This is a genomic window from Agrobacterium vitis, assembly GCF_013426735.1.
Classification (GTDB): Bacteria; Pseudomonadota; Alphaproteobacteria; order Rhizobiales; family Rhizobiaceae; genus Allorhizobium; species Allorhizobium vitis_D.
In genome coordinates this window covers 577,585-592,235 of the sequence record NZ_AP023272.1, presented here as the reverse complement: position 1 = coordinate 592,235, position 14,651 = coordinate 577,585, and the positions used below count along the sequence as shown (strand labels likewise).

Genomic DNA, 14,651 nt, shown 5'->3' with positions numbered 1-14,651 from the left:
GGATGCTCTATTCGACCAGTTTTAAAACCTTGTCGAACACTTTCAGCACCTGGCGCAGGTCATGGCCACGCTTCAAGATCATTCCGTGGGTATTGACCACCGAAAAGGCCCCCTGCTTTGCCGCAAGCTTCGGATTTTTCTCGATCCGATACAAAGGCATCTCACCGGAGCGCTTGAAAACGGAAAACACCGCCTTGTCTTTCAAGTGGTCGAGCGCGTAATCACGCCACTCGCCTTCCCCGACCATTCGGCCATAGACCCATAAGATCGCATCCAATTCCGTACGATGAAAAGTGACCGGTAGCGGATCAAGATTCTGCTTGTAATCCCTAAGATCCACCACGGGAGCAGGTCTGTTGCCCGGGCGCTGGCCAGTTTCAGGAGTGACGGGCGGGACTTCACGAGGTAAATCCGGCTGATCGGTCATTGGGGCTCCTTCGTGCTTTTCATGACAAGCCGGTGACAGTTTGCCTGACAGGCATCAAATTGCAAGAGCGTAACTGCGTAAGCCGTTTGCGCCAAAAAGCGCAACCTGTACCATTTCGGAAGGTTTTTTTCCTTCGCCGTATTTCGGTCAAAACAGCGCCCCAATTGCAGACGAGATTGCAGCGTCTTCAGTTGACGCGTCAGCGTCAAGGGTCCGGTCTGGCGCATTGACCCCTTACCCCCAGCCCCCCAATGTTCCCGGCCGGACCCGCTGAAGACATAATATTGTATGTGAGACCTGTCGGCGCACCATGCGCAGACTGTTTTCAAATCACGGATTGAGCTGCTTAGCGCTCTCATTTCCTGCGGATTGAGCCATAACCATCGCTGCGCCGACGATACGACCGGGCTCTCCATTTTGCGTCGAAGACTGAAGCAAGACTGCAAATCCATCACAATCATTGCTGCGCAGAACCTTGGATGGCAGGGTCAGTTTCAAACTATCGCCATGCCACATGCCGACAGATTGAATGTCGCTGACGCTGTTCCAATAGGTCATGCGCTGGCCCTTGTTTTCACCCTTCAGGACCTCGACATCTTTTCGACGCTTGAAATAGACGACGATCACATCAGCGCGGCCTTGCCCACTACCGATCGACACCGACAGTGCGTCGCCTTGAATGGCCGCATCGACCTTGACCGACAAGCCATTGCCGCTGGCCCGCAGCCCATCCAGTTTTCCCGAAAGCGTCGCCGCATCGGTACCCTTCATCTGCATCGTGCCATTGACCACAGCCTGGGGCGTATAGACCCCGCTTCGGCCAAAACTGCGCGCATAGGCATATTGGCGGGCGGTATTGCCAGGAGATCCAAGCGTATCGGTCCAGCCGCGGTAGTTCCAGTAATCGACATGATAGGCCAGTGCGATCACATCAGGTTGTTTGGCGAGCGCTTCAAAGGCGCGGTCGGCGGGGGGGCAGGATACGCAGCCCTGCGACGTAAAAAGCTCGACAACTCCCTTCGGCGACCGCGCCTCGTCAGCCTTCGCCATTGAAGCGCTCGCCAGACACGTCATCAGGCCTACCAAAAGACCTTTTACAGGGATTGCCGTAACCTTCATCGAAACCATCGATACTGCCCCATTTTTCAACCCTCCCCTTTAGTCAACTCTTATAAGCCCGCCACAATACCATGAAGTCTCAACGTGCCGAACGATCCTTTTTGGAGCGCGCCCTTGCAGCCAGCCCGGCTTACGCTGTCCATACTGCATAAACATGTCAAAGCAGTTTAAACCGGTCACATGAACCTGGTCTTAAGCCTCGCCACACCATCGATCTGTCTGCTCATGGTCGAGAGGATAAACAGGACCCGCTTCAACACCAAGTCACGTTGGGGTGAGAGCAACCTTGAAGCGAAGAGAAAACAAAAAAGCCGCCGGCATTTGCGCCGGCGGCTGGTATTTTCAATGGGAATCGACCGGATTAAGCGGCCAGATCGCGCAGAACGGTCTGCAAGATGCCACCGTTATTCACATAGGTCACTTCGTCAAGCGTATCGATGCGGCAGATCAGCGGCAGATCCTTTACCGTGCCATCGGCATAGGTGATCTTGGCGATCTTCTTCTCGCGTGGCTTGATCTCGCCTTCGAGGCCTTCGATGGTGACAGTTTCGTCGCCCTTCAGGTTGAGGCTGGCCCAGGTGGTGCCGTCCTCGAAGCAGAAAGGTACGATGCCCATGCCGACCAGGTTGGAGCGGTGGATACGCTCGAACGACTGGGCAATCACGGCGCGCACGCCGAGCAGGTTGGTACCCTTGGCAGCCCAGTCACGCGACGAGCCGTTGCCGTATTCGACGCCTGCAAAGATCACCAGGGGAACGCCCTCAGCCTTGTACTGCATGGCCGCATCGTAAATCGACATCTCTTCCTTGGACGGATAATGGATGGTGTAGCCACCTTCCTTGCCGTTCGGGCCGAGCATGTGGTTGCGAATACGGATATTGGCGAAGGTACCGCGCATCATCACTTCGTGATTGCCGCGACGGGTGCCGTACTGGTTGAAGTCCGCCACGCCAACGCCGTGATCCAGCAGATAGGCGCCAGCAGGCGACGCCGCCTTGATGGAGCCAGCCGGCGAGATATGGTCGGTGGTGATCTTGTCGCCGAACAGGCCAAGAACGCGCGCATTGGTGATGTTCTTCAGACCAGAACCGCTCTTGCCCATGCCCACGAAGTAAGGCGGGTTCTGAACATAGGTGGAATTGTCGTCCCAGGCATAGGTCTGGCCAGCCGGAATCTGAACAGCCTGCCAGTTTTCATCGCCCTTGAACACGTCGGCATATTTGCTTTCGTACAGTTCGCGGGTGACGTATTTCAGGATGAATTCCTGAATTTCCTTCGAGGTTGGCCAGATATCCTTGAGGAAAACCGGGTTGCCGTTCTGATCTTCGCCCAGAGGCTCGGTGGTCAGATCCTTCTGGACGGAACCGGCCAGCGCGTAAGCAACAACCAGTGGTGGAGAGGCCAGATAGTTGGCCTGAACGTCCGGCGAGATACGGCCTTCAAAGTTACGGTTGCCCGACAACACGCCAGCGGTGATCAGGCCCTTGTCGTTGATGGTCTTGGAAATCGGCGCTGGCAGCGGGCCAGAGTTGCCGATGCAGGTGGTGCAACCGAAACCAACCAGATTAAAGCCGAGTGCATCCAGAGAAACCTGAAGACCGGACTTTTCAAGATATTCACCAACAACCTGAGATCCAGGTGCCAGCGAGGTCTTGACCCATGGCTTGGACTTCAGGCCCTTGGCAACAGCATTGCGGGCCAGAAGGCCAGCAGCGATCAACACGCTCGGGTTAGACGTGTTGGTGCAGGAGGTGATAGCGGCAATCGCCACATCGCCATGACCGAGGTCGAAGTCAGTGCCTTCAACAGCGTAGCGATTGGTCAGCTGGCCAGGCTTCTTATAGTCGCCTTCCAGCGCCGTTGCGAAGTTTGGTGCAATGGTTTCCAAAGGCAAGCGGCCTTCCGGACGCTTTGGACCAGCCATCGACGGCACAACGTCGCCGAGATCCAGTTCCAGCGTGTCAGTGAACACCAGTTCGGAACCGTCGCCATCGCGCCACATGCCCTGCGCCTTGGAATAGGCTTCGACCAGTGCAATCCGGTCCTTGGTGCGGCCCGACATGGTGAGGTAGTTAATGGTTTCGCCGTCAACCGGGAAGAAGCCGCAGGTCGCGCCGTATTCCGGACCCATATTGCCGATGGTGGCGCGGTCGGCCAAAGACATCGAATCAAGGCCGGGGCCGAAGAATTCAACGAACTTGGACACAACGCCCTTCTTGCGCAGCATCTGCACAACGGTCAGCACGAGGTCGGTGGCGGTGACGCCTTCCTTGACCTTGCCAGTCAGCTTGAAGCCGATAACTTCCGGCAGAAGCATGGAAACTGGCTGGCCAAGCATGGCCGCTTCCGCTTCGATACCGCCCACGCCCCAGCCCAGAACGCCCAGACCGTTGATCATCGTGGTGTGGCTGTCGGTGCCAACGCAGGTGTCAGGATAGGCAGTGGTTTCGCCGTCTTCGTCCTTGGTCCAGACGGTCTGGCCGAGATATTCAAGGTTGACCTGGTGACAGATGCCGGTGCCCGGAGGAACAACGCGGAAGTTCTTGAACGCCTGCTGGCCCCACTTGAGGAAGCGGTAACGCTCGCCGTTACGCTCATATTCCAGCTCAACGTTGCGGGCAAAAGCGGTTGGCGTGCCAAATTCGTCAACGATGACCGAATGGTCGATGACGAGGTCAACGGGAACCAGCGGGTTGATCTTTTCCGGATCGCCACCCAGCGACACCATGGCATCGCGCATGGCGGCCAGATCGACCACGGCGGGAACGCCGGTGAAGTCCTGCATCAGCACGCGGGCCGGACGATAGGCAATTTCGTTTTCAGCCGTACCCTTATCAACCAGCCAGGCGGCGACGTTTTCAATGTCGGCCTTGGTGACGGAGCGGCCGTCTTCGTTGCGCAGCAGGTTTTCCAGCAGCACCTTCATGGAATAGGGTAGCTTGGAGACGCCGGTCAGGCCATTGGCCTCGGCCTTGGGGATACTGTAATAGACATAATCCTTGCCATCGACGGAAAGCGTCGACCGGCAATTGAAACTGTCAAGCGATTTGGACACGGATAGAACCCCGCTGATACTGATAGCCAACACATACGTGCGGACGCCTATGCACTACATGCACATCAGGATGCGGGTGCGACCATTTCCGCTGTCCGCCCGTGAAAATCGCTTTACGCAACATTCAAGTTCGGCGCTAGGATGATGGACACGCCGGTCGCTGGCGTGGTTGCAGGTCTTATAGAGAATTTCCAAGAACTGTTCCAGAGTGTAGAAGGCCAAATGGCACAATTTTTTAAAGGCGATAAGCTTTGCTAAACAAAGGGGAAATCACCCGGCTAAATGCCCTGGAACTGGCCGCAAAACGCGGGGAAGATCTGCTGTTTCGCAACGTCTCCTTCACGCTGTCATCTGGCGAAGCGCTGGTCCTGACCGGTCGCAACGGATCGGGAAAATCCACCTTGCTGCGGGTCATCGCCGGCTTCATCCGGCCAGAGCGCGGCTCCGTCCTGTTCGAATCACCCGGCACCGAGCCACGACCACCCCGCGAGGTCAGTCACTACCTCGGCCATCGCAACGGCATGAAGGCGGAACTGACGGTGGCCGAAAATCTGGAGTTCTGGAAGACCTTTCTCGGACAGGCCCAAGGCGGCGCAGGCATTTCCATCGAAGAGGCTGCCGATCAGGTCGGGCTGGGCGGCATCACCCATCTGCCCTATGGCTATCTTTCTGCCGGGCAGCAGCGGCGCTTCGCCGTGGCCCGGCTGCTGGTCTCCTACCGCCCGATCTGGATTCTCGATGAGCCAACCGCCGCGCTGGACGTCAAAGCCGACGAGATGTTTTCAAGCCTGATCCGCGCCCATCTGGCCCAAGGCGGCATGGTGCTGGCCGCCACCCACCAGCCCCTGGGGCTGGATAGCCCCAAACGGCTGGAAATGAAGGGCTTCGACTACGGCGATCTGGAGGATGCGGTGTGATCGCCCTTTTTCTGCGCGACTTGAAACTGTCGGTCAGGGCGGGCGGTGGCGCGCTGATCGGCGTGCTGTTCTTCCTGACCGTGGTGGCCGTCATTCCCTTTGGCGTCGGTCCGGATATGAACCTGCTGGCTCGAATAGGTCCTGCCATCGTCTGGATCGGCGCGCTGCTGTCGGCACTGCTTGGCCTCGACCGGCTGTTTCAGGCCGACCGCGATGACGGTTCGCTGGATCTGCTCCTGATGCAGGACACGCCGCTGGTGCTGACGGTTTTCGTAAAGTGTCTGGCCCATTGGACGGCGACCAGCCTGCCGCTGGTGATCGCCTCGCCGCTGCTGGGTCTGTTCATGAATATGAGCGAAATGGCCATCGGGGCGGTGATGTTGACGCTGCTGGTCGGCTCTCCTGCGCTGACCTTCATCGGCGCTGCCGGGGCAGCCGTCGCCGTGGCCCTGCCGCGCGGCGGGCTGCTGGTATCGATCCTGGTTCTGCCACTGGCCATTCCGGTGCTGATTTTCGGTGTCAGCGCCTCCTATGCGGCTGTGGAAGACCCGGCCCCTTTCCTGCCGCCTTTTCTCTTTTTATCCGCGCTCACTTTATTCTTCGCGGTCATCGGGCCATCGGCAGCCGCATTGGCGCTTAGAAACACATCGGATTGATCGTTCTTGACCCCCTGCAATTGATTGCGATCAATTGCAGCAACACCATCCTCAGGGTAGAAAGCAGCATGACCGACAATAGCCTTGCTTCGACCAAGCTTACTGCCCGATTAAATGCGCTGGCCAATCCGACCCGGTTTCTGGCACTGGTAGCGCGTGTCCTGCCATGGATGGCGGGAATAACCGTTGTTCTGCTGGCCGTCGGCCTGACGCTGGCCTTTACGACAGAGGGCGACTACCAGCAGGGCGATACGGTGCGGATCATGTATATCCATGTGCCCGCCGCCTGGCTGGCAATGATGTGCTATTCGGTCATGGCAATCTCCGCCATTGGCACGCTGGTCTGGCGTCATCCGCTGGCCGATGTCAGCCATAGGGCCGCGGCACCGCTGGGAGCGGCCTTTACTTTCATCGCGCTGGTCACCGGCTCGCTCTGGGGTCGGCCCATGTGGGGAACATGGTGGGCCTGGGGCGATGCCCGCCTGACCTCGGTGTTCATTCTGTTCCTGATGTATCTGGGCCTGATCGCCCTCAACCGGGCCATGGACGATCCGTCAAAATCGGCGCGGATCAGTTCGGTGCTGATCCTGGTCGGCTTCGTCAATATTCCGATCATCAAATTTTCCGTGGAATGGTGGAATACGCTGCACCAGCCTGCCAGCATCATGAAGCTTGGCGGCCCAAGCGTCGATCCGGAGTTTCTGCGGCCATTGCTGATCATGGCGCTGGCCTTCACGCTGCTGTTCTTCACTCTGCATTTGATGGCGATGCGCAACGAGATCTGGCGGCGACGAATCATGGCCCAGCGCCGGCTTGCCGCCCGGGTCGCCTCGCAGGAGAATGCATCATGAAATATGCCTTCTATATCGGCACCGCCTACGGGCTGACCGCTGCTGCCATCCTGTTTATGGTGGCCTGGATCTGGCTGGAAGGCCGCGCGCGTCAGAAAGAATTGAAGGCATTGGAAGCCTCCGGTATCCGCCGTCGTTCCGATCCATCGACAGAAAAGGCGCTCTGATGGCTGAGAACAGGCTGGAAACCGCTGAAAAGCGCGGGCTCTCCCGTTATCTGCTGGCGGCCATTCCGCTTGCGGTTTTTGCGCTAATCGCCGGCACTGCGGGCAAGATGCTCTATGATCAAGATTTCAACGGCAAGAATGTCAGCGACATTCCCTCCGCACTGATCGGCACCAAGGCTCCCACCCTGAACCTGCCACCGCTGGAGGGCTCCAACCTTCCGGCGCTGACCTCTTCCGCCATCACGGGCAAGCTGACGCTGGTCAATGTGTTTGCGTCCTGGTGTGTCCCCTGCCGGGATGAGCATCCGTTGCTGAAACAGTTGAGCAATGACCCCCGCATCCAGATCGTCGCCATCAACTACAAGGACAAGAGCGATAATGCGCTCAGGTTTTTGGGCGAGCTTGGCAATCCCTACAAGGCCATCGGCATCGACCCGAACGGCAAGGCGGCGATTGATTGGGGCGTCTACGGTATCCCGGAAAGCTATCTCGTCGCCCCGGATGGCACGATTGTTTATAAGCGCGTTGGACCGTTTGATGCGCAGTCGATAGAAAAGGGTCTTTATCCGGCTATCGACAGGGCGCTTGCCGTCAAAGCCATTACAGAGCCGCCTGCCAGGCCTTGATCGCATCCACCGGCCAGACCAGCATGATGACATTCAGGGTCAGATTGTCGCGGATCAGATACCCCGTCAGCAACTCGAAAAACACGGCAACGACAATCGTCAGCCACACCGGCACACGGGCTGCAAACAGGAAGCCGAGCGCCATGAACACGGTATCCATCGCCGAGTTCAGGATGCTGTCGCCTTCATAGCCAACCGCCATGGTCGCAGCACGGTAACGATTGATGATGATGGGCGAGTTTTCCAGCAATTCCCAACCCGCCTCAATCAGCGTGGCCAGCGTCAGACGCTGACCGAACGACCCACGCCGCAGCACCAGCCAGCCGAGACCATAAAACAGGAATCCGTGGATGATATGCGAAGGCGTGTACCAATCGGCCAAGTGTTGGGAATTGCCCGGTGTATTCACCCCCGCCTCGAACAGCTTCACATAGCCGCAGGAGCAGATCCAGATCCGGCCCATGAAATGCTCAGCCAGGATCTGTATGGCCAGAATGATGATGGGAACCACCAGCCAGAACGAGGCGGCATGATGGGTTTTCGGCGCTCCCGCTACAGCCGTCACTTGCCGCCCTCTTCCGCCTTATTTTCCAGGGAATGGCGCATGATCAGCGGCATCTGCGCCAGCGTGAAGAGGATGGTGATCGGCATCGTTCCCCAGACCTTGAAATTCACCCAGACATCATTGGTGAAATTGCGCCAGACCACCTCGTTCAACACCGACAGGAACAGGAAGAAAATACCCCATCGCAGGGTCAACTTGCGCCAGCCCTCGTCATCGAGTTGAAAGGCGGCGTTGAAGACATAGCCGAGCAAGGATTTGCCAAACAGTAATCCACCAAGCAGCACCAGGCCGAACAGTGCATTGACGATGGTCGGCTTCATCTTGATGAATGTGTCGTCCTGGAGCCAAATCGACAGCGATCCGAACACCAGCACCACCACGCCGGATACAAAAGGCATGACCGGCAAATGCTTGAAGACAATCTTGGACACGACAAGCGCCACCACGGTGGCGACCATGAACAGCGCCGTCGCAATCAGCAGCGGCCCGCCGATGGCGGTCAGGGCCGGAAAATGCGCCGCCAGCCATTCGCCGCGCAGATTGCCGAAGAAGAACACCAGCAGCGGCCCAAGCTCCAAGGCCAGCTTCAGCAAGGGGTGATGCTGTTCCGCCGCACTCGGTTGCTGGTCTGCGTTTCCTGCTGTCATGGTATCCTGCTTTGCTCTTCGGGCTCAATACGGTGATTAACGTGAAATTGCGTCGAATTTAAAGGTGGGTGCTTTAGCCTGAGGGGCCAAAACCGGCAATGGCGCGGGCAAAATCCTCGGCCTCGAAGGGTTCGAGATCATCCACGCCTTCGCCAACGCCAATGAAATAGACCGGCAATTTGTGCTTGGCGGCGATGGCGACCAGAATACCGCCGCGCGCTGTGCCATCCAGCTTGGTCATGATCAGGCCGTTAACACCGGCGACATTGCGGAAAATTTCCACCTGGTTCATGGCGTTCTGGCCGGTGGTGGCATCCAGCGTCTGCAACACCGTATGCGGCGCATCCGGGTCGAGCTTGGAGAGAACCCGGACGATCTTTTCCAGCTCATCCATCAACTCGGTCTTGTTCTGCAAGCGACCGGCGGTATCGATAATCAGCACGTCGGATTTCTCAGCCTTGGCCTTTTCAAAAGCATCATAGGCCAGCCCCGCCGCGTCCGCACCAAGCTTGGTGCCGATAAAGGTCGAGCCGGTGCGATCCGCCCAGATTTTCAACTGCTCGATGGCCGCCGCACGAAAGGTATCGCCCGCCGCCAGCATGACTTTCAGCCCGGAGCCGGACAGTTTGGCGGCCAGCTTGCCGATGGTCGTGGTCTTGCCCGTGCCGTTGACACCGACGACGAGAATGACATGCGGCTTGTGATTGAGATCCAGTGCCAGCGGCTTGGCCACCGGCTTCAACACCTTGACGATTTCGGCCGCCATGATCCGCGTTACGTCCTCGCCGGTCACATCCTTGCCATAGCGCTCGGACGACAGAGTGCCAGTGACACGCATGGCAGTCTCGACGCCGAGATCGGCCTGGATCAGCAGATCTTCAAGCTCTTCCAGTGTCTCCTCGTCCAGCTTGCGCTTGGTGAACAGCGCTGAGATCTGGCCGGTGAGCTGCGAGGAGGTGCGAAACAGCCCGGCTTTCAGCCGCTGGAACCAGCTCTGCTTCACCTCAGGCGTTTCCGGCTCGGGCTCAGGCTCGATCACGGTCGAAAAGCCCCTGGGCAGCGCGATTTCGGTGCCGGGCGCAGCACCTTCCGCCTCGTCGAGCAACTCGTCGAAAGACGGCGTCGCGTCAGATGCGTGTTCTTGAGCAGCGTCTTCGGCTTCCAGAAGAGAAAGCGGCAGGAGGCTCAGATCATCCGCCGTCACATCGTCTTCATCAGCCTGATCCTCAGTCAGATCACCGGAAGGCCCGCCCGCCGTATCGACCTCCTCGGCGAGAACAGGATCTTCAGCCAGCGGCAATTGCTCCACACGGTCATGTGGCTCGCTCTCGGCGGCAATGGCAGCTTTTTCCTCGGCGGAAAGCCCGGCATCGACACCTGTTTCGCTTGGCTTGTCCTTGCCAAAGGTGAAGACTTTTTTGATGAATCCAAGCGCCATGATGTTCTTTGCTTTTCGACGTTCAGGCCGCAGCGGCGGCTGTCTGTTCAATAATCAGGTGACGCCCATTGTGACCGCCGATCACCGCATCCACAAGGGCACCCGGCAGATGGCCCGGAGCGGCCACGAGGGTGAAGTCCTGCGTATGCGCCATTTCGTTGCGCTCCACCAGCAGCTTTTGCTGTGAGCCGACCATGTGTTCAAGATGGGCATGATGCAGCTGTTCGGCAACCGCACGAAGGCTGGCCGCACGGGCTTTCACCAGGGCGCGGTCCAGTTGCGGCATCCGGGCGGCCGGTGTGCCGGGCCGTGGGCTATAGGGAAACACATGCAGATGGGCGATGCCGATCTCTTGCGCCAGACGAGCGGAATTTTCCGCCATCTCCTCGGTTTCAGTCGGGAACCCGGCAATCATATCAGCACCGAAGCTGAAATCAGGCCGCAGGGCGCGGACCTGTGTCGCAAACCCTAAGGCATCCGCCCTTGAATGACGGCGCTTCATCCGCTTCAGAATCATGTCGTCACCATGCTGCAACGACAGATGCAGATGCGGCATGAAGCGCGGCTCTTCGGCGATCAGGTCAAGCAAGTGTCGGTCAACCTCGATACTATCGATGGAGGACAGTCGCAGGCGCAGGATCTCCGGCACCTGTTTCAACAGCGTCTTTGCCAGCAGGCCAAGGCTGGGCTGGCCGGGCAGATCAGCGCCGTAGCTGGTGGCATCCACGCCGGTCAGCACCACTTCGCGGTAGCCGTTTTCCACCAGCTTACGGGCCTGCTCCACCACGGCCCCCATCGGCACGGAGCGCGAATTGCCGCGTCCATAGGGGATGATACAGAAGGTGCAGCGATGGTCGCAGCCGTTCTGCACCTGAAGGAAGCCGCGCACATGGCCATCGATATGGCTGACCATCTGCGGCGCGGTCTCCGTCACGCTCATGATGTCGTTGACGCGCAGCTTTTCCGCCGCTGCCACGCCGAAATCCGGCAAGGCGCGGTAATGTTCGGCCTTCAGCTTTTCCTCATTGCCCAGCACCAGATCCACTTCCGGCATGGCGGCAAAGCCTGCGGCATCGGTCTGGGCGGCACAGCCGGTGACGATAATCCGCGCTTGCGGGTTTTCACGCCGAGCCCGGCGAATGGCTTGGCGGGCCTGACGCACCGCCTCGCCCGTCACCGCACAGGTATTGACCAGAATGGCCTGATCAAGGCCCGCCTTTTCGGCCTCCGCCTTCATCACTTCCGATTCGTAGGTATTGAGACGGCAGCCGAAGGTGATGACGTCGATGTCGCTCACGAGACCGAGGCCTCGTGGTGCGCCTGCTGCTCACGCTGCCAGGCGCCGGTCTGCGGATCGAGCTGTCCAGCCCATTCCCATTCTGCAGCACCGGTCATGATCACATGCCCGTCCCGCTCGCGCCATTCGATGTCGAGGGCCTGGCGGTTGGGGCTGGAGGCGACGGTGATCGTCACCTTGCGCTCGGTGCGCCCGGTGCGCGCAGCGGAAACCCCCGCGGCGCAGGCGGCGGAACCGCAGGCCAGCGTCAGCCCAGCGCCGCGCTCCCAGGTGCGGGTGGTCATCGTGGTTTTCGAGGTCACCTGCGCCAAGGTAATATTGGCCTTTTCGGGAAACAACGGATGGTTTTCGAGCAGCGGTCCGAACCGTTCCAGATCATAGGACATCGGATCGCGGTCCACCCAGAATACCGCATGTGGATTGCCCATCGACATCACCGCAGGCGAATGCAGCACCGGCGCATCGATCGGCCCGATCTGCAATTCGATCCGGCTGGTATCGTGAAACTCTTCCGACAGCGGGATGCGGTTCCAGTCAAACACCGGCGCACCCATATCGACAGACACCGAGCCGTCTTCATGCTCGACAGCATTGAGAATACCGGCCAGCGTCTGGAAGGTGAAAGCCTTCAGGCCGGTTTCCGCCGACAGCGCCTGCACCACGCAGCGCGTACCGTTGCCACAGGCCTGCGCCAGCGTGCCATCGCAATTGATAATATCGATATAGGCAAAGGTACCGGCCAGCTTGGGATCATGGATCGCCATGATCTGGTCGAAATGGGTTTCAGTGTCACCCGCCAGCGCAATGGCCGCCTGCGGCGTGACCCGGTCGGTGCGACCGCGCATGTCGACGACAAGGATCTTGTTGCCAAGCCCGTTCATCTTCGCGAATTCGACCCGATTGCCCATAGCCTTCCTGTCCTGCGGTTGTTGAGCACTATATGGCGCAATTTCACTGGAATTACCAGTGGCAGCGGGGGTCAACCGGCAGGCACATCAAACACCTGGCCAGCCCGCAAAGGCCGGAACCGTTCGGGCGCAATGCCCGCCGCTTCCAACGCGGCGGCCAGATGGTCCACCGGCGCCGTGATCGGCTCGTCGGTCAGTTGGAACGTTCCGAAATGATGGCCGACAGCAAAGGAAGCATTGCAGAGCGTAAACCCCTCCACCGCTTCCTGCGGATTCTGATGCTGGCCGCGCATGAACCAGCGCGGCTCATAGGCGCCAATTGGCAGGTTAGCCAGCCGGAACCCTCCATATTTCCGGGCCGCAGCCCGGTAATTGATGCCATCGTGAAAGCCGGTATCGCCGATATGGTAGATCTTGCCGGCAGGCGTTTCGAGCACAAAAGCAGCCCACAGCGCCATGCGCCGGTCCCTTGCCCCGCGCGCCGACCAGTGATGGCAGGGTTCTGCGGTGACACGGGTATCGGCGCTAACCGCCAGATGCTGACCCCAATCCAGCACGCTGACATGGGCCAGAGGCACGGCACGCCGAATGGTGACATCATTGCCCAATGGCGTGACGAAATGCGGCGCAAATGCGTGATGCAGGCGCGCCAGCGTCTTTCCGTCGAGATGGTCGTAATGATTATGGGTGATCAGCACCACATCAATGGGCGGAAGGTCGTTCAGCCGAATTCCCGGAGCGATCGCTCGCTTCGGTCCGGCAAATGCCACCGGGCTAGCCCGTTCGGACCAGACGGGATCGGTCAGAATATTAAGCCCGCCAACCTGGATCAGCATCGAGGCATGGCCGATCATCGTCACCCGCAGATCTTTGCCCTCGACACGCGGCAGAGGCCGAGCCTGCCCTTCCGGCAACTCGACCTGCTTGGGCCAGCGAGCACGCTGCCCATTGAGCTTCCAGCGCATCACGGAGTTAAAGCCGAAGGGCGCGATACCGCCAGGATTGAAAAAACGGGTTCCATCAAAATGGTCGGAAACGGGACCGCGATAATAGGGATTTTTTGTCATGACATCTTCAATTGTTAAAATCGATGACTTCCCAGAAAGCCACGATCACCTAGATATGGATTACAACCGTTTTTTGGCAAATAGGACATATGGATGTATTTGATAAAAATAGCGGTACTGATTACGTCCTGGGCTTTTGTTTTTGCCCCGCCGACATCGGCGCAAGATATCCCCGCCCCCATTCACAGCGTGACCTTTGAAGAATGGGCAGCCGCCAATGCCCGTATCGCCAACAATATGGACAAAAGCGAGGTTGAGAACATACTGGGCGTGACCGAAACGCAATTTCAGGAGGTCGATGCTGGCTTTGCCAAGGCATGGAAAGAATCGCCCGACCCGCAACGCGAATTCTCCCGCCTCTATGGCGAGGCATTTGCCAATCCCAACAGCGGTCGATTTGCCAAGGCCCCGATGCAGGTGGCACAGAAAGGCAAGCTGGCGACCTTTGAAGACTATGCGAGAGTTCAAGGCCACCTGCAAGCGGCTGTCAAATTCGGCATCGACCCGCAGAAGGTTCTCAGGGAATACGGCCTTACCGTCTACGAATTCTCGCAGGAAGCCGGACAATGGGTTCAAAAGCTCGCAACCCAGGCAAATGCCGGTGGCGATGGCCAGTCGATCATGCAGTGGCACGACAGGCTGGCCTTCTATGAAGAAGAATACAGCAAGGGTTATGCAAAACCGTGAGGCATACCCTCGCGAAGCCCTCATCCGCACGGCTCAAGGCAAAGCATTCTTGACTCCTGCGGCATTTTGCTGTTTACCGCTCCCAAATCTGCGACGAGACATGACTCCGAGCCGCCGACCGGGACCCGTAAAGGTATAAAGAGTTCCCGGAGGTCAACACCCGACAGCGCGATGCGCCCTCGGGTGATTTTTGGCTTTGCGTCTTGTTTTCGGCACAGGAAAAC

The 14,651-nt window shown here is 58.6% G+C and carries 15 protein-coding genes; 6 read left to right on the top strand and 9 right to left on the bottom strand.

Going from position 1 to position 14,651, the window contains the following annotated elements:
- Positions 1 to 7: 7 nt before the first annotated feature.
- The 3 genes from H1Y61_RS02670 to acnA all read right to left on the bottom strand — a co-directional run bounded on the left by H1Y61_RS02670 (position 8) and on the right by acnA (position 4,601).
- Positions 8 to 427: a DUF2794 domain-containing protein gene (locus H1Y61_RS02670; protein ID WP_015917441.1), complete on the bottom strand. Its 420-nt coding sequence runs from the start codon at positions 425 to 427 to the stop codon at positions 8 to 10.
- 330 nt (positions 428 to 757) lie between these two features.
- Positions 758 to 1,546, bottom strand: coding sequence for a DUF1223 domain-containing protein (locus H1Y61_RS02665; protein ID WP_409363964.1), 789 nt, complete (start codon positions 1,544 to 1,546; stop codon positions 758 to 760).
- Positions 1,547 to 1,907: 361 nt separating this feature from the next.
- The gene (gene acnA / locus H1Y61_RS02660; protein WP_180573638.1) at positions 1,908 to 4,601 is read right to left on the bottom strand and encodes an aconitate hydratase AcnA; all 2,694 of its coding nucleotides are present in this window, start codon (positions 4,599 to 4,601) and stop codon (positions 1,908 to 1,910) included.
- Positions 4,602 to 4,852: 251 nt separating this feature from the next.
- Between acnA and ccmA the strand changes: the two genes are divergently transcribed.
- From ccmA to H1Y61_RS02635, 5 genes are all read left to right on the top strand, one after another.
- A complete protein-coding gene (ccmA, locus tag H1Y61_RS02655) occupies positions 4,853 to 5,518 on the top strand; it encodes a heme ABC exporter ATP-binding protein CcmA (protein WP_235680814.1) in 666 nt (221 codons plus the stop codon).
- Positions 5,515 to 6,174: a heme exporter protein CcmB gene (gene ccmB / locus H1Y61_RS02650; protein WP_180573637.1), complete on the top strand. Its 660-nt coding sequence runs from the start codon at positions 5,515 to 5,517 to the stop codon at positions 6,172 to 6,174. The genes ccmA and ccmB overlap by 4 nt, the downstream gene beginning before the upstream one ends.
- Positions 6,175 to 6,242: 68 nt before the next feature.
- Positions 6,243 to 7,025 (top strand): heme ABC transporter permease, encoded by a 783-nt coding sequence (locus H1Y61_RS02645; RefSeq protein WP_174112011.1) that lies wholly within the window; start codon positions 6,243 to 6,245, stop codon positions 7,023 to 7,025.
- Positions 7,022 to 7,192, top strand: coding sequence for a heme exporter protein CcmD (gene ccmD, locus H1Y61_RS02640; protein WP_156617548.1), 171 nt, complete (start codon positions 7,022 to 7,024; stop codon positions 7,190 to 7,192). The genes H1Y61_RS02645 and ccmD overlap by 4 nt, the downstream gene beginning before the upstream one ends.
- The gene (locus H1Y61_RS02635) at positions 7,192 to 7,818 is read left to right on the top strand and encodes a DsbE family thiol:disulfide interchange protein (protein WP_087729415.1); all 627 of its coding nucleotides are present in this window, start codon (positions 7,192 to 7,194) and stop codon (positions 7,816 to 7,818) included. Before ccmD ends, H1Y61_RS02635 begins: the two co-directional genes overlap by 1 nt.
- Here the strand turns inward: H1Y61_RS02635 and H1Y61_RS02630 are convergent.
- The 6 genes from H1Y61_RS02630 to H1Y61_RS02605 all read right to left on the bottom strand — a co-directional run bounded on the left by H1Y61_RS02630 (position 7,793) and on the right by H1Y61_RS02605 (position 13,740).
- The gene (locus H1Y61_RS02630) at positions 7,793 to 8,383 is read right to left on the bottom strand and encodes a DUF2585 domain-containing protein (RefSeq protein WP_180573636.1); all 591 of its coding nucleotides are present in this window, start codon (positions 8,381 to 8,383) and stop codon (positions 7,793 to 7,795) included. The genes H1Y61_RS02635 and H1Y61_RS02630 overlap by 26 nt on opposite strands.
- Positions 8,380 to 9,030: a septation protein A gene (locus H1Y61_RS02625; RefSeq protein WP_015917450.1), complete on the bottom strand. Its 651-nt coding sequence runs from the start codon at positions 9,028 to 9,030 to the stop codon at positions 8,380 to 8,382. The genes H1Y61_RS02630 and H1Y61_RS02625 overlap by 4 nt, the downstream gene beginning before the upstream one ends.
- 73 nt (positions 9,031 to 9,103) lie before the next feature.
- Positions 9,104 to 10,468, bottom strand: coding sequence for a signal recognition particle-docking protein FtsY (gene ftsY / locus H1Y61_RS02620; RefSeq protein ID WP_180573635.1), 1,365 nt, complete (start codon positions 10,466 to 10,468; stop codon positions 9,104 to 9,106).
- A 22-nt stretch (positions 10,469 to 10,490) separates the two neighbouring features.
- Positions 10,491 to 11,765, bottom strand: coding sequence for a tRNA (N(6)-L-threonylcarbamoyladenosine(37)-C(2))-methylthiotransferase MtaB (gene mtaB / locus H1Y61_RS02615; protein ID WP_180573634.1), 1,275 nt, complete (start codon positions 11,763 to 11,765; stop codon positions 10,491 to 10,493).
- Positions 11,762 to 12,673: a diaminopimelate epimerase gene (gene dapF, locus H1Y61_RS02610; protein WP_180573633.1), complete on the bottom strand. Its 912-nt coding sequence runs from the start codon at positions 12,671 to 12,673 to the stop codon at positions 11,762 to 11,764. The genes mtaB and dapF overlap by 4 nt, the downstream gene beginning before the upstream one ends.
- Before the next feature lie 71 nt (positions 12,674 to 12,744).
- On the bottom strand, positions 12,745 to 13,740 hold the full coding sequence (locus tag H1Y61_RS02605; protein WP_180573632.1) for an MBL fold metallo-hydrolase: 996 nt from the start codon (positions 13,738 to 13,740) through the stop codon (positions 12,745 to 12,747).
- Positions 13,741 to 13,833: 93 nt separating this feature from the next.
- Between H1Y61_RS02605 and H1Y61_RS02600 the strand changes: the two genes are divergently transcribed.
- Entirely contained in the window at positions 13,834 to 14,427 is a 594-nt protein-coding gene (locus H1Y61_RS02600; protein ID WP_180573631.1) for a hypothetical protein, read from the top strand.
- Positions 14,428 to 14,651 lie beyond the last annotated feature (224 nt).